The sequence below is a fragment of the Paenibacillus sp. sgz302148 genome, assembly GCF_056120465.1.
Genome location: NZ_JBVYOJ010000004.1, coordinates 13,266 through 34,590, shown reverse-complemented (window position 1 = coordinate 34,590; position 21,325 = coordinate 13,266). Strand labels below are relative to the sequence as shown.

Genomic DNA, 21,325 nt, shown 5'->3' with positions numbered 1-21,325 from the left:
CAGAAAAAAAGTGCTGAATTTAAGAAAATCTTTTCTGAATGAGCTTTACCCCATATCCGCCGTTTCCTCATTGCCTTTTTCCGAATATGATGCATAGAGCTTGTTCTAAACAAGATTCGGTCATGGAAGGAGGAAGCGGAATGAAACCGTGGGAAGTCATAGAGCTGCTCGCATCGCTTGTCAAAGGCAAATACCCTTGTCCTTCGGGAGCGATCGGTCAGCTGATCCTGGAGGTCGGCTTTGAACTGAAGACGCCAAAAGATATCGTTACGGGACGGGAATCATATAACCTCGGCAATATAAAAGGGGTAGGTCCGGCGGGGAGTGTCGTCATTTATACGAGGGAGTATTACACGCAAAGGCAAGTCGAATGGGTGCGGTCAGCCGGAATGCTGGTAAGAATTGTTGGTCCCGCCAAAAAAAATCCGGCATTAACGGAAGTGCTCATCATGGATACGTTCAAGGCGTATCACAATTATGGCGAATCGATCGACGATCAGCTGCAGCTGCTGAAAAAACCGAGATATGTGAGAGCCGGGGTTTGGGAAGCCAGAACGCCGGAAGCGTATGCGGATGCGCTTAAAAAAGCGGGATATGCAACGGATCCGACTTACGTCGAAAAAATAATGGCGGTCGTCCGCCGTTATCAATTAACGCGATTCGACGTGACGGAGGAGGAAGCTGAAGTCGAGCAAAAAGTGGACGTATTCTATAAAGATATGACCGTAAGCGGTCAACTGTTGGATTCGCTGACTTGGGTACCCGCGAGGGTGATTGGCCAAGCGGCGGGAGCCTTGGTGGAATGGGACGGGAAACAGGTTCTGATTAACGGCGTTCCGATCGAGACGCGGCTCATTCAAAATACCGGCTATGTTCCGGTGCGGCGGTTAGCGGAAGCATTAGGCTTAAAGGTGCAATGGGATAAGTCGAATAAGACAGTAACATTGTTAGATCCGAAATAAGGGGTCGCGTGTACGGGCTTTTGAGCGGCGAGATTCCAACACACAATATCATTGTTTTGGACTGTCACGGTGACGAGGATGGAATAATTCCAGGGTCTGGAGAGCCTTCGCTCGGCGCTGAAGAATTATCGCGTATTGTTCATTTACCTGGACGACTTTTTGTCAACATGGGTTGCGAAACAGGCAGAGAACATATTGCCAAAGCGTTTATTGATGGCGGATGCAATCATTATATCGCTCCGACAGAAGGTATTCGTGGCGATGCTACGCTTTTCTTTTGTATGCATTTATTTTATTTTTTGGTCCAAGGAATGACGCTTGAACAAGCAGTTGAACAATCAAGGAAGTTTGACAAGCATACGGCGTTTTACCGTCATTATACAAAATAATCAGAAGTATACGTCAAAAGGCTGCCGGAAATCGGTAGCCTTTTGCGCAAGATTAACTCGAATAAAACGAATTAGGCGCCCCTTTCGGGACGCCCATTCATGGGAGAGGAGAAACCGGACGAAGAACTTATGGGGAAACGTAAGTCTTCTCCGCGGTTGTCTACGACATTTGTGATGTCGATAATCATATCATTGCCGATATTAGCACTTTTATACATCGGCCAAAAAAAATTTTCACGAAAGCGCATCGCAGGATGCGTTTTTCAATTTTTTCCGAATGTGATACGATACAGAAAGCAAACTGACATCCATAGAAGGAAGCGGGGAACGAAAGGTTGAGGGTCATATCAGGCACGGCCAAAGGCAGGCCGTTAAAAGCGGTGCCCGGCAGCGGGACGAGGCCGACGACGGATAAGGTCAAGGAAGCGATATTCAGCATGATCGGACCGTATTTCGATGGGGGACAAGCGCTTGATTTGTTCGCCGGAACCGGAGGCTTAGGAATCGAAGCATTAAGCCGCGGAATCGATCGCGCGATTTTCGTTGATTTGGAGCCGAAGAGCATCGAGGTCATTCGTCACAACGTACAAGCTGCGGGAGTGGCGGATCGGGCCGAGATTTACCGCAATGAAGCGACGAAAGCGCTCAAGGCGCTGATGAAACGCGAAGCGCGGTTCGATCTTGTATTTCTCGATCCTCCGTACAAATTGAAGAACGTCGACGAGCTCATGCTCGACATGGCCGAAAAGCAGCTTCTGAACGACGGGGCGATCATGATGGTCGAGCATGACTCGGACCATGTGTACCCGGAGAATTTCTCCGGTTTCCGTTGCGGCAAGAAGGCGGTATACGGCGAAATCGCCGTTACGATATATCATTACGACGCGCATAGGGCGCACGATCCTAAGATTGAGAGCGAGGCGAACGAACCGTGAACTCGGTACATCCAGTAGAACGAATCGCAGTATATCCAGGCAGCTTTGATCCGGTAACTTGCGGACATGAGGACATTATCCAACGGGCCGCGAAGCAATTCGACCGTCTGATCGTTGCCGTATTGAACAATTCCAGCAAAAATCCGCTTTTTACGGTGGAAGAGCGGGTTCGTTTGTTGAAGCAAGTAACGCAAGACATGCCGAATGTGGAAATCGACAGTTTCCGCGATTTGCTCGTAAACTATATGCGTTCGAAACGGGCGCAAGTGATCGTCCGCGGCATCCGCTCGGTCACCGATTTTGAATATGAGCTGCAGATGGCCTCTACGAACCATAAGCTGAACGGCGATGTGGAAACGATTTTTATGATGACGAATCCGAAGTTTTCTTACTTAAGCTCGAGCATTGTCAAGGAGATTGCAAGGTTCCACGGGCCGGTCGACGAATTGGTGCCGGATGTTGTTCAAGAGGCGCTCAAGAGCAAATACCCAAAAGCGTAACGGAAATATTTTAACGGAACAAACGGGTTATTTTTTGAACGAAAGCGATACATAACGACAATCCGGTTAAAATAAGGACGATCCACAGCAAGCTTTGCGCCATGGGGTAAAACAGCTTCCAGCCGCTCCACTGCCAAATGTCGACCGGCTCGGCAAACGCGGTGACGGCAAAGTCGTCAAGCGCGAATCCGGTTGGCATAGACCAGCTTGCAAGCTTCGATGTCAAAAAGCCGGTCAACTTCGGCTGGATGAAGCTGATAAACGGTTTCCAGCATACGACGGCCAAAATCGCGGCGATCAGAGTATGGACCAGTCTCGCTCGAAGAAACGTCGAATATCGCAGGTCGGTACCTTGAATCAAATTTTGGACTTGCGCATGAGAAGAAATGCCGCTCCAGGCCAGAATCGCCGCGATTGCCGCCATTTGCCAGACGAGAGGCTCGGCCGAAGCTTGACTGAGCGAATACGAGCCGATATGGACCTCCAGCAAACCGGATAACAGCGGCTGCAGCCAAGCATCCGGTATGTGAAGCGGCGTAAGCAATATTTGCAGCACGCGAATGAGAACAGCGAACATCATCATGAGTCCGCCGATCATAAAAAGCTTCTGCGCACCTGTTCCGACGGCGTCTCCAAGCACCTTTCCGAACGTACGGCCGTCAAGCCGGTGCGCATCGCGCATGGCGGCCCCTGCGCTTCGGAACGACAATGCTGCGGCTTTGCTCTTGGTCGGAATGGCGGGCGGTGCACCGCTTGCTTCACCGGGGAGCGTGTCCGTTTGAGAAGCAGAAGAAACATTCCGCATAAGGCATCCCATGACGATCGCGGAAATATAATAAACAACGGCAAGAAACAACCCGTATTGGGGCTTCTGCATAAATCCCGTTACGACGACCAGGACGATAAATACCGGGCTGCTTACATGAGACAGCGCGAGCAGCTTCTCCGCTTCGCTTTGGCTTAGCTGCTGCTGCTTGCGCAGCTTGACCGTCATTTCGGCGCCCGCAGGACTTCCTGCCGCGAGCCCCATGACGAGAGCGGTGCCTCCAATGCCGGGAATCTTGAACAAGAAGCGCATGAGCGGATCCAGCCAGGTGCCAAGCCCTTGGGCCAGTCCATATGCAAGCATCAGCTCAGAAGCAACCATAAACGGCAGCAAGGCCGGGAAGACGATTTTCCACCATACGGTTAAACCTTGCAGCGATGCGGAAAAAGCTTGTTCCGGGAACAAGACGATACAAACAACGAGAACGGCTGCCGAAATGCCCGTCAGGAGCGTAATATTCTGACTTTCGCGGTGTAAACCGGCGCGAATCATGGCTTCACCTCTTCGTAGGGGTTCGTGATTGTACATGTTTACGCGTCCGGCGGGACGTTTAGACCAAGCTATAGGGAGACAAAACGATCATGGAGAGAGACAATAGGAAGCGAATGCTGCGGATCGTACCGCTGTTCGTATTGGGTGCGGCGATCCTCTATGTATTGTTTTACATGCCGACGCCATACGTCATCTATACGGCGGGAACGGCCGAATCGATCAAGCCGATGGTGAAGATCGAGAAGGACGATCCCGAAGAGAAGGGGGCGTTCATGCTGACGACGGTGCGGATGCTGTACACGAACTTGTTCAATTACATGTTGACGGCCTTTAATCCCGATGTCGAAGTATATAACAAAAAAGATATTTTCAAAGATGAGTCGCCGGCGGAATACGACACCCGGCAAGTGTTCATCATGCAGGGCTCGCAAACGAACGCGATGCAAGCCGCCTACAGCAAAGCGGGTACGCCGTTTAAGCTCACTCCCGAAGGAGTGCTGGTCATGCAGGCGACGGCGGGTATGCCCGCCGAAAAGTTGCTGAAAGCGGGAGACCGCATCGTTAGCGTGGACGATGTCAAAATTGTCAGCGCGGATGATTTGCACGCGTATTTGCAGAAGAAAAAAGTCGGCGACACCGTCAACGTCACGGTCGAGCGCAAAGGAAAGAACGTTACCGTTGCATTGCCTTTATCCACGCTGCCTCCGGAGAAAGGAAAACCGGCAAGCAAGACGCCTGCGATCGGCATCGTCATCGGGCAAATGCTGTCGGTCAAAGCCGACGATGCCAAAAAGCAAATTCATATCGACGCGGGGGCGATCGGCGGACCTTCGGCCGGATTGATGTTCTCGCTGGAAATGTACAATCGGCTGACGCCGGGCGACTTGTCGAAGGGCTACCAGATCGCGGGAACCGGGACGATCGACGCCAACGGCACGGTCGGCCCGATCGGCGGCATCAAGTACAAGATCATGGCATCCGACCGCGAAGGAGCGGAAATTTTCTTCGCCCCGCGCAAAAACTTGCAGGAAGCGACCGATCAAGCGAAAAAAATGGGGACGAAGATGAAAATCGTCGTCGTGGATAAGATGGACGACGCGCTGAATTACTTGGAGAAGCTGCAGCCCAAAGCTTCATGAAGTTTGAGCTTGCAGCTTGAGCGGCTAGAACTTGATCGGCGGCTGAAAATAGTCGCGGAACATTTCGTCCCGGCGTGGCGTTGCGTACCCTAATGCATAAATTTGCGATGCGGCAACGTCCATTGCGAGGAAAGGATGACGTTCGCAAGCCTCGTTCGTCACGTTGGCGATCACCGGCACGGAAGCCGTTTTTTTCATCCGATGCAGAAGCTCCCGGCCGGCTGAGCTAAAGCCGAGTACGCGCAAGTAGTTGGCTCCGTTATGGAGCGAATCGGACGTTAAACTGGATTTGCTATGGTTCAGCAGGATGCGGAGCAGCGTGCGCTGCAGCTTCGTTCGCGTGTACCGCTTCGTCTTCAATGCGGTTAGCAGCGCTTCGAACGTCATCTGCTCGCGCAGCTCCGGAAGGGCGGCTTTCAGTCGGTGCTCAAGCCCCTCATTGACTTCGAAGACGCCTGTAAGCTCTTCTGCGGACCTGCTCGCAAGCTGATGCAGCAGCGGCAAGAAATAGTTGTCCCAGCTCATCGGCCCGCGTCTGGCGTCCCGTTCGCGGCGCAAAATCGCCAACGTCGTTTCCGGCATATAAGCGGCGGCTTCCTCCAGGTTGCCCCGCTCGAATACTAAACGGCGTATCGCGGTGGCGCTGGCGATATCCCGGTCGGTAATGTCCGTTTGGCTGTATCCGGCCTTTTGCCGGGTAATGGTGAGCGGCTGGATTTGGCTCCCGATGCGCTCGAGAGCCAACAAGTAATGAAGGCCAAGCGAATTGTTCGGCATCGCCAGCATCGCCGCCGCGTCTTGCTGCTCGGGAGGCAGCACGGCATGCTCCTGCGCGTACAGCCGGACCGCTTCGCTGTAGGCGGCGGGATAGCTCGCCCCGGTTTTCAACTGCTGCCGCACGAGCTGGCGAAACGGTTCAGGCTCGGACGCGAGCACCTTCGCCAGCTTGCGCAGCGAATCGATATCTCCGCTTTCGCTGCCGAAGCAGAGGCTGTCCACGACGCCTGTCGCGTCCAGCAAAGCCACGGCGCCATAGGCGAACCATTCCGCCGGCTGGGAAGCGTAAGCGACGGGCAGCTCGATGACGAGATCGGCGCCCATGGCGAGCGCCATTTCCGTCCGCGCCCATTTGCTCGCGATCGCCGGTTCGCCGCGCTGCAGGAAATGTCCGCTCATAACCGCGACGGCTGCGTCGGCGCCGGATTCTTTTTTCGATTGCCGGAAATGATACAAATGTCCGTTATGTAAAGGGTTATATTCTACGATAATCCCTACTGTGCGCATGGGGCACCTCCTGCCAACACTATACCATGGAGGAAGCAAAACTACTATTAAGGATGCTGCGCCAGAACGTTTGGAAAACTTTCATCTACAAAAAAACGTGGAAATGTTGACAAAAGGCCGGCAAAATCGCTATAATTATTTTTGTTTGTTTGGAGTGATAACCTATGCGAATTCATTTTCGTGACTTAGCTTCCAAAGGGAACGTTGTCCGGTTTCAAGAACGAATCGATGCGACCTCGCTGATTAGCGGGCGCAGAGATATAACCGGCATTGGACCGGTCGAGGCGGATTTATCCGTTCGAGTCGTAGACGGCATCGCCGACATCGACGGCCGAATTAAGGCTGACGTCGAGCTCGTCTGCTCCCGCTGCTTGAATCCGGTCAAGGAGTCGCTAGACATTCCTTTCCACGAACAATTCAAGCAAGTCAGTGAGCTCTCTGACGAGGAAGAAGACGAAGACGACGTGATTGAAATTGCGGACGAGCAATTCGATCTGCGGCCTTTTGTTGAAGAGAGTGTTTTAATGAACCTTCCGTTCGTTCCGCTTTGCGACGAAGCCTGCTTGGGCTTATGTCCGGAATGCGGACAGAATCGAAACGAGCAGTCTTGCGGCTGCAAAGGCGAAAAAATCGACCCGAGACTTGCAGGTCTCAAAGATTTTTTCAAGGAATGAAGCGTTCGGATATTTGTTAAGGAGGTGGGAATATGGCAGTACCATTTAGAAAAGTGTCCAAAACTCGCCGCGATAAGCGCCGTACTCACTTCAAATTGGAAGTTCCGGGCATGGTAAAATGCGAGCAATGCGGAGAATTGAAACTTTCTCACCGCGTATGCCGCGTTTGCGGAACGTATAAAGCGAGAGAAATCATCAAGCAATAATCGCAATGATAGTACTTCATCTTTGGTGAGGTGCTATTTTTTTTGTGCGGAACTTGCCGTAAGCCCGACTGTTCTGAGGGGATTTGAGAATCGGCTTTCCTTTTCGCGGGGAATTATATATACTACCTTTAGCACCAGGTAATAAAAACCCCAAAAAGTTAATACCCTGGAAAATTATCCGAGTAAAAGGTGGTGCCCGCCATCGAACGGCTGCCAAAACGACAACGCCAGCAACAGTTGACAAAGCTGATCGAAGACAACCCGTTTATAACCGACCAGGAACTGACGCGCCAACTGAAGGTAAGCATCCAGACGATTCGCTTGGATCGGCTTGAGCTTGGCATTCCGGAGCTGCGGGAACGCATTAAAATGATGGCCGAACGATCGTATGACCAAGTACGCTCGCTGCCGCTCCACGAGGTGATCGGCGAAATCGTCGACTTGCAGCTGGACAAAAGCGGCATATCCATATTCGAAATTCGCGAAGAGCACGTGTTCTCCAGAACGAAAATCGCGCGGGGGCATCATGTATTCGCCCAAGCGAATTCGCTTGCCGTCGCGATCATCAATGAAGAAATCGCTTTGACCGCATCCGCGGACATTCGATTCATCCGTCCCGTGCATCTGGGCGAGAAATGTATCGCCAAAGCTTACGTACGATCCATTTCGGGTCAGAAGGGAAAAGCCAAGGTCGAAGTGTTTACATATGTCGTTGAAGAGATGGTGTTTCAGGGCAATTTCATCATTTATCGTTCTGCAAAGGAACATACTGACGAAGGGAGAGACATGAATGCGGATCGCAATTGATGCAATGGGCGGGGACCTCGGCCCTGAGGCGAACGTGGCTGGAGCATTGCAAGCCGCCGCCGAATGGAGCGATGTCGAGATTATTCTCGTCGGCGACGCGGCGCGCATTGAGCCGCTGCTGACTTCGAAGCCCGTCAATGTCACCGTCCATCATTGCAGTGAAGTCATATCCGCCGACGACGAGCCGGTGAAGGCGGTTCGCCGCAAGAAGGACGCGTCCATGGTCGTTGCCGGAAGGCTCGTCCGGGAAAATGCGGCCGATGCGATGATCTCTGCCGGCAATACCGGGGCGCTCATGACGATGGGGCTGCTCATCGTCGGGCGGATCGACGGCATCGACCGGCCGGCGCTCGCGCCGATGCTGCCGACGAAGGACGGCCGCGGCATTTTGGCGCTCGATCTTGGCGCCAATATGGATGCAACGCCCGAGCAACTGAGGCAATACGCGATCATGGGCAGCCTGTACTGCCAGAAGGTCGGCGGAGTGAGCAACCCGCGGATCGGATTGCTTAACGTAGGCACGGAGGAGAACAAAGGCAACGAGCTGACCAAAGCGGCGTTTCCGGTTTTGTCCGAGGCGCCGATCCGTTTTGTGGGCAACGTCGAGGCGCGCGACGTCATGGACGGCAACTGCGACGTGCTCGTATGCGACGGCTTCGCCGGAAACATCCTGCTGAAAGCGATGGAGGGAACGGCTGGGGCTATCATCTCCGCGCTGAAGGAACAATTTATGAGCACGTGGTATACGAAGCTTGCGGCGGCCATACTAAAACCGGGCTTAAAACGATTTTTCAAAAAGCTCGACTACAAGGAACACGGCGCCGCACCGCTTCTCGGCATTAACGGCATCTGCATGAAAAGCCATGGCTCCTCTGACGCTAGAGCGATCAAAAACGCCGTGCGGCAAGCGAGAGAAGCGGTGCAGAGCGACTTGGTTCGAGCAATTTCAAAGGAAATCAGCGGGAAGTGAGTGTGTCATAATGAATTTGCATCCTGTCGGCATTATTGGAACGGGCAAATATGCGCCCGAACGTATTTTAACGAATGCAGAGCTTGAACAAATGGTTGAAACAAACGATGAGTGGATCGTCACCCGTACGGGCATCCGCGAACGGAGAATTGCATCTCCCGAGCAAGCGACCTCCGATCTGGCGCTGGCTGCTGCCGAAGAAGCACTTAAGGCTGCGGGCATTACGGCCGATCAGCTCGACCTGATCGTCGTCGCGACGATTACGCCGGACATGGCGTTTCCTTCCGTATCTTGCATTTTGCAGGATAAGCTAGGCGCGAAAAAAGCAGCGGCTTACGATTTGTCGGCGGCTTGCTCCGGCTTTATTTATGGATTGGCCAACGCGGCGAATTTCATTGCTACGGGCACGTACCAATACGCGCTCGTCATCGGGGCTGAAACGTTATCCCGCATTACCGATTATACGGATCGCAACACCTGTATCTTGTTCGGCGACGGCGCGGGGGCCGTTATCCTCGGACGCGTCCCGGAAGGCCGCGGCTTCAAGTCGTTCGAGCTCGGCGCGGACGGCTCCGGCGGAGAGCTGCTGAAAATTTGCGGCGGCGGTTCGCGCGTTCCGGCTTCGGCGGAAAGCTTGGAGAACAAATTGCACTACATTCACATGGACGGCCGCGACGTGTTCAAGTTCGCCGTCCGCATCATGGGCTCCGCGGCGGAAGAGGCGCTTCGCAAAGCCGGGAAGAGCAAGGAAGATATCGACCTGCTGATCCCGCACCAAGCGAATATCCGAATTATCGAATCGGCGATCAATCGCCTGGAGCTGCCGCCGGAGAAATGCGTCACCAATCTGGATCGGTACGGAAACGTATCGGCAGGCTCGATTCCGATCGCGCTTGCCGAAGCGGTTGAGCAAGGCCGGGTGAAGGAAGGCGACTGCCTCGTCTTCGTAGGCTTCGGCGGCGGCCTGACCTGGGGCGCGTCCGTATTGATTTGGTAGAAGAAAGGAGCCTCATCATCAATGGGTAAAATTGCATTTGTATTCCCGGGCCAAGGTGCCCAAGCGGTCGGCATGGGACGCGACGTGTACGAAGGATACGAAGGCTCGCGTCAAATATTCGATCGTGCGGACGAAGCGCTTGGCTTCAAGCTGACGGACATTATTTTTAATGGGCCAGACGATCAGTTGAAAATCACTTACAACACGCAGCCTGCGCTGCTTACAACGAGCATTGCGCTGTACGAGGCGATGAAGGCGAAAGGACTTGCTCCGGACTATGTCGCCGGACACAGCTTGGGCGAATACAGCGCGCTTGTCGTTGCCGGCGTTCTCGCCTTCGACGATGCCGTCCGCATCGTGCGGGCGCGCGGCGAATATATGGAGCAGGCCGTGCCAAGCGGACAAGGCGCGATGGCGGCCGTGCTTGGGGCGGAACGCGAAGCGCTCGCGGCATTGTGCGCCTCCATTTCCGAGGGCGGTGCCCTTGTTGAGCTGGCGAACGTCAATTGCCCGGGGCAAATCGTCGTATCCGGCAGCGCAGCGGGTGTACAAGCCGTCGTCGAACGGGGCAAGGAAGCCGGAGCGAAGCGCGTTATTCCGCTCGAAGTGAGCGGTCCGTTCCATTCCTCGCTCATGAAGCCCGCCGCCGAGAAGCTTGGCGAGAAGCTCGAAGGCGTATCGATGCAAGAAGCCGCAATTCATGTCGTCGCCAACGTGACGGCACGTCCGGTATCCGGGGCGGCTGACATTCGCAAGCTGCTTGTCGAGCAAGTGTATTCCCCTGTACTATGGGAGGATAGCATCGCTTGGCTGATCGCGGAAGGCGTCGACACTTTCGTCGAAATCGGCTCGGGTACGGTTCTGGCCGGGCTGATCAAGAAGATCGACCGCAACGTTCGCGTCATCTCGGTGAACAGCGCGGAGTCGGCCGAGGCCGTCGCTTCTGCCGTTTAACCGGACGTTTCGATTTTATTAACTCCATTCATGCGAGGAGGAACTTTCATGCTGGAAGGTAAAGTAGCGCTCGTCACGGGCGCTTCCCGGGGCATCGGCAGGGCGATCGCGCTGACCCTTGCGGAAGCCGGCGCCGACGTTGCCGTGAACTATGCGGGCAGTGAAGCCGCTGCCGCCGAAGTCGTGCAGCAGATCGAAGCGATGGGCCGCAAAGCGGTCAAAATTCGCGCCAACGTCGCAAAAGCCGACGATGTGGAAGAAATGGTCAAGTTTACGTTAGACCATTTTGGGAAATTGGATATATTAGTGAATAATGCCGGCATTACAAGAGACAATCTGATCATGCGCATGAAAGAAGAAGAATTCGACGACGTGATCGATACGAACTTGAAGGGCGTGTTCAACTGCATTAAAGCCGTAACCCGGCCGATGATGAAGCAGCGCTCGGGCAAAATCATCAACATTTCTTCCGTCGTCGGGGTGCTCGGCAATCCGGGCCAGGCGAATTACGTGGCGGCCAAAGCGGGCGTCATCGGCCTGACGAAGGCTTCGGCGCGCGAGCTGGCTTCCCGCGGCATTACGGTCAACTGCGTCGCTCCAGGGTTCATCGAAACCGATATGACCGATAAGCTGACAGACGAGCTGAAGGAGCAAATGCTGAAACAAATTCCGCTCGCGAGACTTGGCCAACCTGAGCATATCGCTCGTACGGTGCGCTTCCTGGCGTCCGACGATGCCGCTTACATGACGGGTCAAACGATTCACGTCGATGGCGGAATGTACATGTAGGAAGCGGGTTTTCCGCAATTGCGGGCAACAAAATTTGCACTATGGTAATTTGTCCACAATTCTCGTATAATACCAAAGAGGAGGTGAGCCGGATGTCCGATATTTTTGATCGAGTGAAACGTATTGTCATCGATCGCCTCGGAGTCGACGAAGCTGAAGTCACTCTAGAAGCATCTTTTAAAGATGATTTGGGCGCTGATTCTCTAGATGTTGTAGAATTGGTGATGGAATTAGAAGATGAGTTCGACCTGGAAATCTCTGATGAAGACGCAGAGAAAATTACGAGTGTAGGAGAAGTTGTGAATTACATAAAGTCACACGTGTAACATCGATTGCAAGTCCCGTTCGAAAGTAACGGGACTTCTCCTCATTTCGCTCAGGCAAAACATTTTTCGTTATCAGCCAGCTTTACAGGCGGGTCGTAGACGGTGCATAGATAGAGGTGACTGGTTTGAAGAATAGAGTGGTCATTACCGGCATGGGCGTTATGACATCGCTCGGCAAAGATTTGGACACTTTGTGGAACAGCCTCATGGAAGGCAAGTCCGGCGTTTCCGAAGTGGAGTCATTTGATGTAAGTGAATATCCGACGCGTATCGCGGCTTCTATAAAAGATTTTAATCCCGAAGATTTCCTCGACAAGAAGGAAGCCCGCCGGATGGACCGGTTCGTCCAGTTCGCGACGGCGGCGGCTTTGGAGGCGCTTAAAGACGCCAAGCTGAACGTTCGGGAAGATACCGATCCGGAGCGGGTCGGCATTATGATCGGGTCCGGTATCGGCGGTCTCGGCACTTGGGAGGACCAACACAGCATATTGCTGGAGAAAGGTCCGAAGCGCGTGAGCCCGTTCTTCATTCCGATGATGATCGCGAACATGGCGAGCGGACAAGTATCGATCGCTACCGGCGCGAAAGGCCCGAACACAACGGCGGTGACGGCATGCGCGACCGGAACGCATTCCATCGGCGATTCGCTGAAGCTGATCCAATACGGCGATGCGGACGTCATGATTTGCGGCGGCGCGGAAGCGACGATTCGCCCGACGGGGATGGCCGGCTTCTGCGCGATGCGCGCGATGTCCACGCGCAACGACGAGCCGGAGAAAGCGAGCCGCCCGTTCGACATCGACCGCGACGGCTTCGTTATGGGCGAAGGCGCAGGGGTTCTCGTGCTGGAGTCGCTCGAACATGCGAAAAAACGCGGCGCATATATTTACGCCGAGGTGATCGGCTACGGGATGAGCGGAGACGCCCATCACATGACCGAGCCGGATCCGGAAGGCGCGGCGCGTTGCATGACTCGCGCGATCAAACACGCGGGCATCCAACCTGAAGACGTGCAGTATATCAATGCGCACGGCACGTCGACGCCGGTAGGCGACAAGTCGGAAACGACGGCGATCAAGCTGGCGCTTGGCGACCACGCTTACAAGGTGGCTGTCAGCTCGACGAAATCGATGACCGGCCACTTGCTTGGCGCGGCGGGCGGCGTTGAAGCGGTGATTTGCGGACTGGCGATCAAAAACGGGGTCATCCCGCCTACGATTAATTTGGACAATCAAGATCCGGAATGCGATCTCGATTATGTTCCGAATGTGCCGCGCAAAGCCGACCTCAATATCGTCATGTCGAACTCGTTCGGGTTCGGCGGGCATAATGCGACGATCGTGCTCAAGAAATTCGCGGAATAACGCTGCATGAATGAAATCTCGGATCTCGGCATACGGGTCCGGGATTTTTGTTCAGTAGGCGGTTTCGGATCCGCCGAATCGAACGGCGAAAGTCGTTTATTCTTGGATGTTGGGTATCCTAATGAGCGAACCTGCCGTAGCATCTCGTCCCGCAACTGCGATGCGGATCGCTTACGGTTCTCAAGTTTCACGATAGGACGGTGATGGCAGTGAGTGCAGATTTAAAAAAGCTGCAGCAAAGGCTGCAAATCCGGTTTCAGAATCAGGTGCTGCTGAAGCAAGCTTTTACGCATGCATCTTACGTAAACGAACATCGGGCAAGCTCGTTTAAGGATAACGAACGTTTGGAATTTTTAGGCGATGCGGTACTGGAACTAGCCGTTTCGGAGCACTTGTTCCGTACGTATCCGAATCGGCCCGAGGGCGAACTGACGAAGCTGCGTGCGGCGATCGTCTGCGAGCCGTCTCTCGTCCGGTTTGCCGAGCAGTTGGAGTTTGGCACCTATGTGCTTCTCGGCAAAGGGGAAGAGCTGACGGGAGGAAGAACGCGTCCCGCCTTGCTGGCCGACGTATTCGAGTCGTTTGTGGGCGCGTTGTATTTGGATCAAGGCTTTGCCGCCGTGCAGCAGTTTTTGCAGTCGGTCATGTTCGCTCAGATTATATTCGACGGCAAAACGCAGCTGAACGATTACAAAACGCAGCTGCAGGAACTGACGCAGCAGCACGGACTCGGAATCGTAGAATACCGGATCGTCGATGAGCGGGGTCCCGCCCATGAGCGGGAATTCGTGTCCGAAGTGCACATGGATGGCAATCGTCTGGGCACGGGAACCGGACGGTCCAAGAAGGAAGCCGAGCAGCAAGCCGCAGCCATGGCGCTGGAAAAGCTGACCGCCAATACCTAACGGTATTGGCGATTCGTTTGTCAGAGCCGTTTCGGCCCGAGTGCCGCTGCGGCTTGTTTTTTTTATCGAACGACGAGCAACCCAATCCCCTAAAAAGCCCTTCCGTCCATGGAACCAATCCCACGCGACCCGCAGACCTACTTTTCCCGGTCCGCTGTGAAAATACCGTACTTATGGTACAATAGGCAATGAGGTGAAGAAGAAGGATGTTTTTGAAACGTCTAGAACTTTCGGGCTTTAAATCGTTTGCCGATAAAACGGAGCTTGAATTCGTGCAAGGCATTACAGGCGTCGTTGGCCCGAACGGCAGCGGAAAAAGCAACATTTCCGACGCCATCCGCTGGGTGCTCGGCGAGCAGAGCGCGAAAAGCTTGCGCGGCGGCAAAATGGAAGATATTATTTTTGCGGGCAGCGACGCGCGGAAAGCGGTTAATTACGGCGAAGTGTCGCTCACGCTCGACAATACCGATCAAGCGCTATCACTCGATTATAGCGAAGTGACGGTTACGCGCCGCGTGCACCGGAACGGCGACAGCGATTATTTGATCAATAAGCAGCCTTGCCGGCTTAAGGACATTACCGAATTGTTCATGGATACGGGCATCGGGAAAGAAGCGTATTCCATCATTGGACAGGGGAGAATTGAAGAGATTTTAAGCACAAGATCGGAAGATCGCCGCGGAATATTCGAAGAGGCTTCCGGCATTGTTAAATATAAATCGCGCAAGAAAGATGCGCGCCGCAAGCTTGAGGAAACGGAACAAAATTTGCTGCGCATTCACGATTTGGTCAGCGAGCTGGAGGACCAGATCGAGCCGCTAAAGGAACAGTCGGGGAAAGCAAGGCATTTCATTGAACTTAAAGATACGTTAAAATCCAAAGAAATCTCGATGTACGTGTTTCAGATCGAGCAAATTCACCGTTCGTGGACGGAAACGAATGAAAAGTTGACCGCGCTCAGGTCAGAGCAAATGAAGCTGGCTTCCGTCGTCAACAAGCATGACGCCGAGCTGGAGAAGCATCGGCTGGAGACACGGCGGTTGGAGGATGAGCTGGAACAGCTCCAAACGGCTATGGTGCAAGTCATCGAAGAGCTGGAGAAGTGCGAAGGCTATGGCGAACTGCTGAAGGAACGAAGCAAAAACCTGAAGCAGAATCGGGAGCAGCTGACGATTGCGGCCGCTACGGCCACGAAGCGGATCGCAGACAAACACAGCGAGCAGTTGCTGTATGAGACGAAACATCAGGCCATCCAAGCGGAGCTGACGAAGCTAAAGGCGAGCTTATATGCCGAAGAGGAAAGGTTGCTTGGCGTCGCGGGCGGGACAAGCAGCGAAACCGAGGAGCGTCTCAAAGGCGAATTGCTGGAAATGCTGAACGAGATGGCCCAGTTCCGCAACGAGATTCGCTACGCGGAGCAGCAGACGGAGACGATCGGCCGCAGGGTTGAGCGTCTGAATGAAGACGGTGGTAAATGGACAGAGCAGAAGGATACGGTGGAGAAGCGCAAGAAGGAACTCGAAGCCGCGATCTCCGCAACCGCCGCCGAACTAAGCGAGATGCGCAACAAATACATAGCGCTGGGCGACACGCAGCGGAATACGCAAACGATGCTCGATCAAGTGCAGCAGACGCTGCGCAAATGGGAGCAGAAGATGGATGCACTCGTTTCTCGCAAAGACACGATGCAGGAGATGCAGAACGACTATGACGGCTTTATGCATGGGGTCAAGGAAGTGCTGAAGGCGCGCGGCAAGGACGGTGGGCTTAAAGGCGTCCGCGGTGCGGTAGCCGAGCTGGTCAAAGTGCCTCAGGAGCTCGAAACCGCGATGGAGACGGCGCTTGGCGCGGCGTTGCAGCATATCGTCATGGAAAACGAGCTGACGGCCCGGGAAGCGATCGGCTTCCTGAAGAAACGCCAGCTCGGTCGGGCGACGTTCCTGCCGCTTGATGTCATCAAAGGCCGATACATCAGCGACGCGGACAAGCGGTCGATCGCAAGCGCGGAAGGATTCGTCGGCATCGGTGCGGAGCTCGTTTCGTTCGACCGGACCTACGAAGGGATCGTCTACAGCTTGCTCGGCAATGTCGTTATCGCGCAAACGCTGGAGCAGGCGAACCGGATTGCGGCGAAGTGCCAATACCGGTTCCGGATCGTTACGCTCGACGGCGACGTTGTCAACGCGGGCGGTTCGATGACGGGCGGCAGCGTGCAGAAGAAAGGCGCGAGCCTGCTCGGCAGACAACGGCAGATCGACCAGCTGGAGGACGAAATCGCCACGACGACGAAGCAAATTTCCGAGCTGCGCAATAAGCTGTTCGATCTGAAGAAGGATTTGTCGTTAGCGGGCCAATCCATCGAGCAGCTTCGCGAATCGAGCGAGCAGAAGCGGCTTGAGGAGCAACAACTGCGGGCCGAGCTGAACCAGCTCGAAACCGAAATGCGCCATGCCGAGGAGCAGCTGCTGTTGTACGCGCAAGATCGCGGCGTCTATGAGCAGGAAATTGCCGAGCATGCGCGTGCTAAAGCGGCAGCCGAGGCGAAGCTGGCCGAGCATCAAGCTAGCGAGCAGAGGCTGCACCAGATGATTCGCGATGCGGAATTGTCGCGGAAGGCGAACGAGTCGGCGAAGGAAGAGCTGCAGACGCAAATGACCGACATGAAGGTCAAGGTCGCCGCTCTCAGCCAGGAGCAGCAATCGCTGTCGGAGCAGCTCGCCCGGATCAAGGAAGAGCTTCGTCATGAGGAGCAGGAGCTGGAACGGACGAAGCATTTGCTTAAGCAGGCCGATTCGGATGCGGAAACGAACGAGAAGGAAAGCGTCAAACAAATCGAGGACCTGAACCATTACCGGATCAAGAGACAGCAATATACCGAACAGATCGACTTCAAGCGTGCGGAGCGGGCCGATTGGCTGAGTGAGCTGGAGCAGGGTGAAAACGAAACGAAAGAGCAGCGGACCGAACTGCGCCAAGTCGAAGACAAGCTCCGTCATGCCGAAGTCAGTGCCGGACGGCTTGACGTCGAGCTCGAGAACCTGCTGAAGAAGCTGGCCGAAGAATACGACTTGAGCTTCGAGCTGGCCAAGGAACGTTATCCGGTTCCCGAGGATGTTCTCGGCACGCAGAACAGCGTGCGCGATCTGAAGCGGCAAATAGCTTCGCTCGGCATCGTCAACCTCGGAGCGATTGAAGAATATGAGCGCGTGAGCGAGCGTTATTCGTTCCTAAGCGAGCAGAAGCAGGATCTTATCGAAGCGAAAACGACGCTGTACCAAGTCATCCGGGAAATGGACGACGAAATGTCGAAACGGTTCCGCACGACGTTCGAGGCGATCCGCGGCCATTTTGTCGTCGTATTCGCCAGGTTGTTCGGCGGCGGCCGTGCCGATCTCGTGCTCGCGGAGCCGGATAACATCCTGGAATCCGGTGTAGATATCGTCGCTCAGCCCCCAGGCAAGAAGCTGCAAAACTTGCAGCTGCTATCCGGCGGAGAGCGGGCTTTGACGGCCATTGCGCTGTTGTTCGCGATTTTGCTCGTGAAGCCGGTGCCTTTCTGCGTGCTCGACGAGGTGGAAGCGGCGCTCGACGAAGCGAACGTTTCCCGATTCGCCCAGTATCTCCGCGATTTCTCGCAGCAGACGCAGTTTATCGTCGTTACGCACCGCAAAGGAACGATGGAAGAGGCCGACGTCTTGTATGGGGTAACGATGGAGGAAGGCGGCGTGTCCAAGCTCGTATCCGTCCGACTCGAAGACGACGAGCCGGTATCCGCTTGATCGTCCAGGCCGAATAAAGCAATCATCCTTATTGGATCGTAATTGATAGATGGAGGGAAACTATGAGCTTTTTCAAAAAATTAAAAGAAAGCATCGCGGCCAAAACCGAAGCGGTCACGAATATTTTCAAGGACGGTCTCAGCAAGACGAGAACCGCCTTGGTCGAAAAAGTAAGCGATTTGATCATGCGCCGCAAAAAAATCGACGAGGAGTTCTATGAGGAGCTGGAGGAAATCCTTATTGGCGCCGACGTTGGCGTGAATACGGTGCTGAAGCTCATCGACGAGCTTCGCACCGAAGTGCGCAAACGCAGAATCGAGGAGGCCTCGGAGCTTCAGCCGATCCTGTCGGAGAAGCTTGTCGGCTTGCTGCGCGGCGATCAGGACAATTCGATGAAAGTCGCCGAATCCGGCATTACGGTCTATTTGTTCGTTGGCGTCAACGGCGTCGGCAAAACGACGACGATCGGCAAGCTGGCGCACCGCTACAAGCAGCAAGGGAAAAAGGTGCTGCTCGCCGCGGGCGACACATTCCGGGCAGGGGCGATCGAGCAGCTCGAAGTATGGGGGCAGCGCGTCGGCGTTGACGTGATCAAGCAGCAGGCCGGCTCGGACCCTGCCGCGGTCATGTACGACGCGGTACAGGCGGCGAAGCAGCGCGGTGTGGACATTCTGCTGTGCGATACGGCGGGTCGGTTGCAGAACAAGACGAACCTGATGGAGGAGCTGAACAAAATTTACCGCGTCATTCAGCGGGAAATTCCGACGGCGCCTCACGAGGTGCTGCTAGTGCTGGATGCAACGACCGGGCAAAACGCGCTTAGCCAAGCGAAGCTGTTCGGAGAAAAAAGCGGCGTCACCGGCCTCGTTCTGACGAAGCTCGACGGCACGGCGAAGGGCGGTATCGTCGTCGCGATCCGCCAAGAGCTGAACCTGCCTGTGAAGTTCGTGGGCTTGGGCGAGAAGATGGGCGACCTGCAGCAGTTCGACTCCGAACAGTTCGTGCATGCGCTATTCGCCGGCTTGATCCAGGAAGAAACGGAAGCTTCGGGCGAATCCGAATCGTAATTCGATAGCGTCGAAAGAATCGAAGAGATGACAAGTACAAATGCTTGACATCTCTTTTTATTTTCAGTATGATGATGAAGGTTGAATTGTGTAAAGTGTTTTTCCTTGACAGAAGGGAGCGCACTTATGGCGGAAGACAACGTGCTTGAGAAGACGAACCGAATTAATCTGCTGTTCGACTTTTATGAACCGCTGCTGACAGAGAAACAACGTACGGTGCTCCGGCATTATTTTCATGAGGATTTCTCGCTTGGCGAAATTGCCGCTGAGTTCGACATTAGCCGACAGGCCGTGTACGAGCATGTGAAGCGGGCCGAGCATGTACTGGAGGATTACGAACAGAAGCTGCAGCTGCTTGGCAAGCATGAGCGGCGGACGCAGTTGATACGAGAATTAAACGATCAGATTCAACATATAGAAAGCAAGCAAGCGGAAGAGTTGAAGGTTACGATTCGGATGCTGCTTGACATCGATTAACGTACGATCGATCTGGAGGTGAAGCGGGCATGGCCTTCGAAGGATTATCAGGCAGACTGCAAAGCGTATTCAATAAGCTGAGAGGCAAAGGCAAGGTCAGCGAGGATGACGTTAACGAAGCGATGCGCGAGGTGCGCCTGGCTTTGCTGGAAGCGGACGTTAACTTCAAAGTCGTCAAAGATTTCATCGCCAAGGTGAAGGAACGCGCCGTCGGGCAAGAAGTGATGAAGAGCTTCACGCCGGGCATGGTCGTCATCGATATCGTAAACAAAGAGTTAACCGCTCTGATGGGCGGCACGCAAAGCAAGCTGGCGAAGGCGAACAAACCGCCGACGGTCATTATGATGGTTGGTTTGCAAGGCGCCGGCAAAACGACGGCAAGCGGCAAGCTGGCGAAGCTGCTCCTGAAGCAAAATAACCGTCCGCTGCTTATTGCAGGCGATATTTACCGTCCTGCGGCGATCAAACAGCTGCAGGTGCTCGGTGAGCAGATCAAGGTGCCGGTTTTTGCGATGGGCGACCAGGTGAGCCCGGTTGAAATTGCGAGAGCGGGTCTCCAGCATGCGAAAGAGCATAACAATGACTACGTCATTATCGATACGGCGGGACGCCTGCATATCGACGAGACGATGATGGAAGAGCTTAAAGAAATCCACAAGCTCGCAAGTCCCGATGAAGTGCTGCTCGTCGTAGACGCCATGACGGGGCAAGAGGCCGTGAACGTGGCCGAAAGCTTCAACCAGCAGCTGACGCTGACCGGCGTCGTGCTGACGAAGCTGGACAGCGATACGCGCGGCGGCGCCGCCTTGTCGGTACGGGCAGTAACCGGCTGTCCGATCAAGTTCGCCGGCATGGGCGAGAAGATGGACTCGGCGCTGGAGCCGTTCCATCCGGAGCGGATGGCGTCGCGGATTCTCGGCATGGGCGACATGCTGTCGCTGATCGAGAAGGCGCAAGCGAACATCGACGCGGAAAAAGCGGCCGAGATGGAACGCAAAATGCGCAACGCCGAATTTACGTTCGAGGATTTCCTTGATCAGATGGAACAAATCAAGAAGATGGGGCCGATCGATCAGCTGCTGGACATGATGCCCGGCATGGGCAACATGAAAGGGCTGAAGGATGCGAAGATCGATCCGAAGCAGATGGGCCGCGTCGAAGCGATCGTCAAATCGATGACCAAGGAAGAAAAGCAAAAGCCGGAAATCATCAACATCAGCCGCAAAAAACGGATTGCCGCCGGATCGGGCACGTCGATCGCCGACGTAAACCGACTGATCAAGCAATTCGAGGATATGCGCAAAATGATGAAACAGCTGTCGTCGATGATGGGGCCTAAAGGCAACAAAATGATGAAGAGCCTGAAGAATAAAGTCGGCAAAGGCTTCAAGTTCCCGTTCGGGTAATTGAAAAGCATGTTTACCACATAAGAATTTATAGTTTCCGAGCTTTACGGGAACCGAAATTCTTATTGGCATGAAAA

The 21,325-nt window shown here is 54.4% G+C and carries 21 protein-coding genes; 19 read left to right on the top strand and 2 right to left on the bottom strand.

Annotated elements, in window-relative coordinates; translation table 11 throughout:
* Positions 1 to 140: 140 nt before the first annotated feature.
* From AC0LWM_RS07315 to coaD, 4 genes are all read left to right on the top strand, one after another.
* The gene (locus AC0LWM_RS07315) at positions 141 to 962 is read left to right on the top strand and encodes a glucosaminidase domain-containing protein (RefSeq protein ID WP_474674256.1); all 822 of its coding nucleotides are present in this window, start codon (positions 141 to 143) and stop codon (positions 960 to 962) included.
* Positions 963 to 970: 8 nt separating this feature from the next.
* Positions 971 to 1,351 (top strand): hypothetical protein, encoded by a 381-nt coding sequence (locus tag AC0LWM_RS07310; protein WP_474674255.1) that lies wholly within the window; start codon positions 971 to 973, stop codon positions 1,349 to 1,351.
* Between the two features lie 335 nt (positions 1,352 to 1,686).
* Complete coding sequence (rsmD, locus tag AC0LWM_RS07305) at positions 1,687 to 2,286, top strand: 16S rRNA (guanine(966)-N(2))-methyltransferase RsmD (RefSeq protein WP_474674254.1); 600 nt, start codon at positions 1,687 to 1,689, stop codon at positions 2,284 to 2,286.
* Positions 2,283 to 2,786 carry a pantetheine-phosphate adenylyltransferase gene (coaD, locus tag AC0LWM_RS07300; RefSeq protein ID WP_474674253.1) on the top strand — a complete coding sequence of 168 codons (504 nt, stop codon included), beginning with the start codon at positions 2,283 to 2,285 and terminating at the stop codon, positions 2,784 to 2,786. Before rsmD ends, coaD begins: the two co-directional genes overlap by 4 nt.
* A 10-nt stretch (positions 2,787 to 2,796) precedes the next feature.
* Here the strand turns inward: coaD and AC0LWM_RS07295 are convergent, their stop codons facing one another.
* Entirely contained in the window at positions 2,797 to 4,104 is a 1,308-nt protein-coding gene (locus AC0LWM_RS07295; protein WP_474674252.1) for a nucleoside recognition domain-containing protein, read from the bottom strand.
* 89 nt (positions 4,105 to 4,193) lie between these two features.
* On the opposite strand from AC0LWM_RS07295, the gene AC0LWM_RS07290 reads away from it, so the two are divergent.
* Positions 4,194 to 5,243 (top strand): YlbL family protein, encoded by a 1,050-nt coding sequence (locus AC0LWM_RS07290; RefSeq protein WP_474674251.1) that lies wholly within the window; start codon positions 4,194 to 4,196, stop codon positions 5,241 to 5,243.
* 24 nt (positions 5,244 to 5,267) lie between these two features.
* Here the strand turns inward: AC0LWM_RS07290 and AC0LWM_RS07285 are convergent, their stop codons facing one another.
* Positions 5,268 to 6,527, bottom strand: coding sequence for a nucleotidyltransferase (locus tag AC0LWM_RS07285; RefSeq protein WP_474674250.1), 1,260 nt, complete (start codon positions 6,525 to 6,527; stop codon positions 5,268 to 5,270).
* A 164-nt stretch (positions 6,528 to 6,691) separates the two neighbouring features.
* Here AC0LWM_RS07285 and AC0LWM_RS07280 point away from each other — a divergent pair, with 164 nt between their 5' ends.
* The 14 genes from AC0LWM_RS07280 to ffh all read left to right on the top strand — a co-directional run bounded on the left by AC0LWM_RS07280 (position 6,692) and on the right by ffh (position 21,248).
* A complete protein-coding gene (locus tag AC0LWM_RS07280; protein ID WP_474674249.1) occupies positions 6,692 to 7,201 on the top strand; it encodes a YceD family protein in 510 nt (169 codons plus the stop codon).
* A gap of 32 nt (positions 7,202 to 7,233) precedes the next feature.
* A complete protein-coding gene (rpmF, locus tag AC0LWM_RS07275) occupies positions 7,234 to 7,407 on the top strand; it encodes a 50S ribosomal protein L32 (protein ID WP_474674248.1) in 174 nt (57 codons plus the stop codon).
* Positions 7,408 to 7,617: 210 nt separating this feature from the next.
* Positions 7,618 to 8,214 (top strand): transcription factor FapR, encoded by a 597-nt coding sequence (gene fapR, locus AC0LWM_RS07270; RefSeq protein WP_474674538.1) that lies wholly within the window; start codon positions 7,618 to 7,620, stop codon positions 8,212 to 8,214.
* Complete coding sequence (gene plsX, locus AC0LWM_RS07265; RefSeq protein WP_474674247.1) at positions 8,198 to 9,184, top strand: phosphate acyltransferase PlsX; 987 nt, start codon at positions 8,198 to 8,200, stop codon at positions 9,182 to 9,184. Before fapR ends, plsX begins: the two co-directional genes overlap by 17 nt.
* A 10-nt stretch (positions 9,185 to 9,194) precedes the next feature.
* A complete protein-coding gene (locus AC0LWM_RS07260) occupies positions 9,195 to 10,181 on the top strand; it encodes a beta-ketoacyl-ACP synthase III (RefSeq protein WP_474674246.1) in 987 nt (328 codons plus the stop codon).
* A gap of 21 nt (positions 10,182 to 10,202) precedes the next feature.
* Positions 10,203 to 11,135 (top strand): ACP S-malonyltransferase, encoded by a 933-nt coding sequence (fabD, locus tag AC0LWM_RS07255; protein ID WP_474674245.1) that lies wholly within the window; start codon positions 10,203 to 10,205, stop codon positions 11,133 to 11,135.
* A 48-nt stretch (positions 11,136 to 11,183) separates the two neighbouring features.
* The gene (fabG, locus tag AC0LWM_RS07250; RefSeq protein WP_474674244.1) at positions 11,184 to 11,924 is read left to right on the top strand and encodes a 3-oxoacyl-[acyl-carrier-protein] reductase; all 741 of its coding nucleotides are present in this window, start codon (positions 11,184 to 11,186) and stop codon (positions 11,922 to 11,924) included.
* 92 nt (positions 11,925 to 12,016) lie between these two features.
* Positions 12,017 to 12,250 carry an acyl carrier protein gene (gene acpP / locus AC0LWM_RS07245; RefSeq protein WP_474674243.1) on the top strand — a complete coding sequence of 78 codons (234 nt, stop codon included), beginning with the start codon at positions 12,017 to 12,019 and terminating at the stop codon, positions 12,248 to 12,250.
* 125 nt (positions 12,251 to 12,375) lie between these two features.
* A complete protein-coding gene (gene fabF / locus AC0LWM_RS07240; protein WP_474674242.1) occupies positions 12,376 to 13,614 on the top strand; it encodes a beta-ketoacyl-ACP synthase II in 1,239 nt (412 codons plus the stop codon).
* Between the two features lie 209 nt (positions 13,615 to 13,823).
* Complete coding sequence (gene rnc, locus AC0LWM_RS07235) at positions 13,824 to 14,519, top strand: ribonuclease III (protein WP_474674241.1); 696 nt, start codon at positions 13,824 to 13,826, stop codon at positions 14,517 to 14,519.
* 206 nt (positions 14,520 to 14,725) lie between these two features.
* A complete protein-coding gene (gene smc, locus AC0LWM_RS07230; protein ID WP_474674240.1) occupies positions 14,726 to 18,298 on the top strand; it encodes a chromosome segregation protein SMC in 3,573 nt (1,190 codons plus the stop codon).
* A gap of 62 nt (positions 18,299 to 18,360) precedes the next feature.
* Entirely contained in the window at positions 18,361 to 19,365 is a 1,005-nt protein-coding gene (gene ftsY / locus AC0LWM_RS07225) for a signal recognition particle-docking protein FtsY (protein WP_474674239.1), read from the top strand.
* Between the two features lie 126 nt (positions 19,366 to 19,491).
* Positions 19,492 to 19,842, top strand: a complete 351-nt coding sequence (locus AC0LWM_RS07220) for a putative DNA-binding protein (protein WP_474674238.1) — start codon at positions 19,492 to 19,494, stop codon at positions 19,840 to 19,842.
* A gap of 29 nt (positions 19,843 to 19,871) precedes the next feature.
* A complete protein-coding gene (gene ffh / locus AC0LWM_RS07215) occupies positions 19,872 to 21,248 on the top strand; it encodes a signal recognition particle protein (RefSeq protein ID WP_474674237.1) in 1,377 nt (458 codons plus the stop codon).
* Positions 21,249 to 21,325 lie beyond the last annotated feature (77 nt).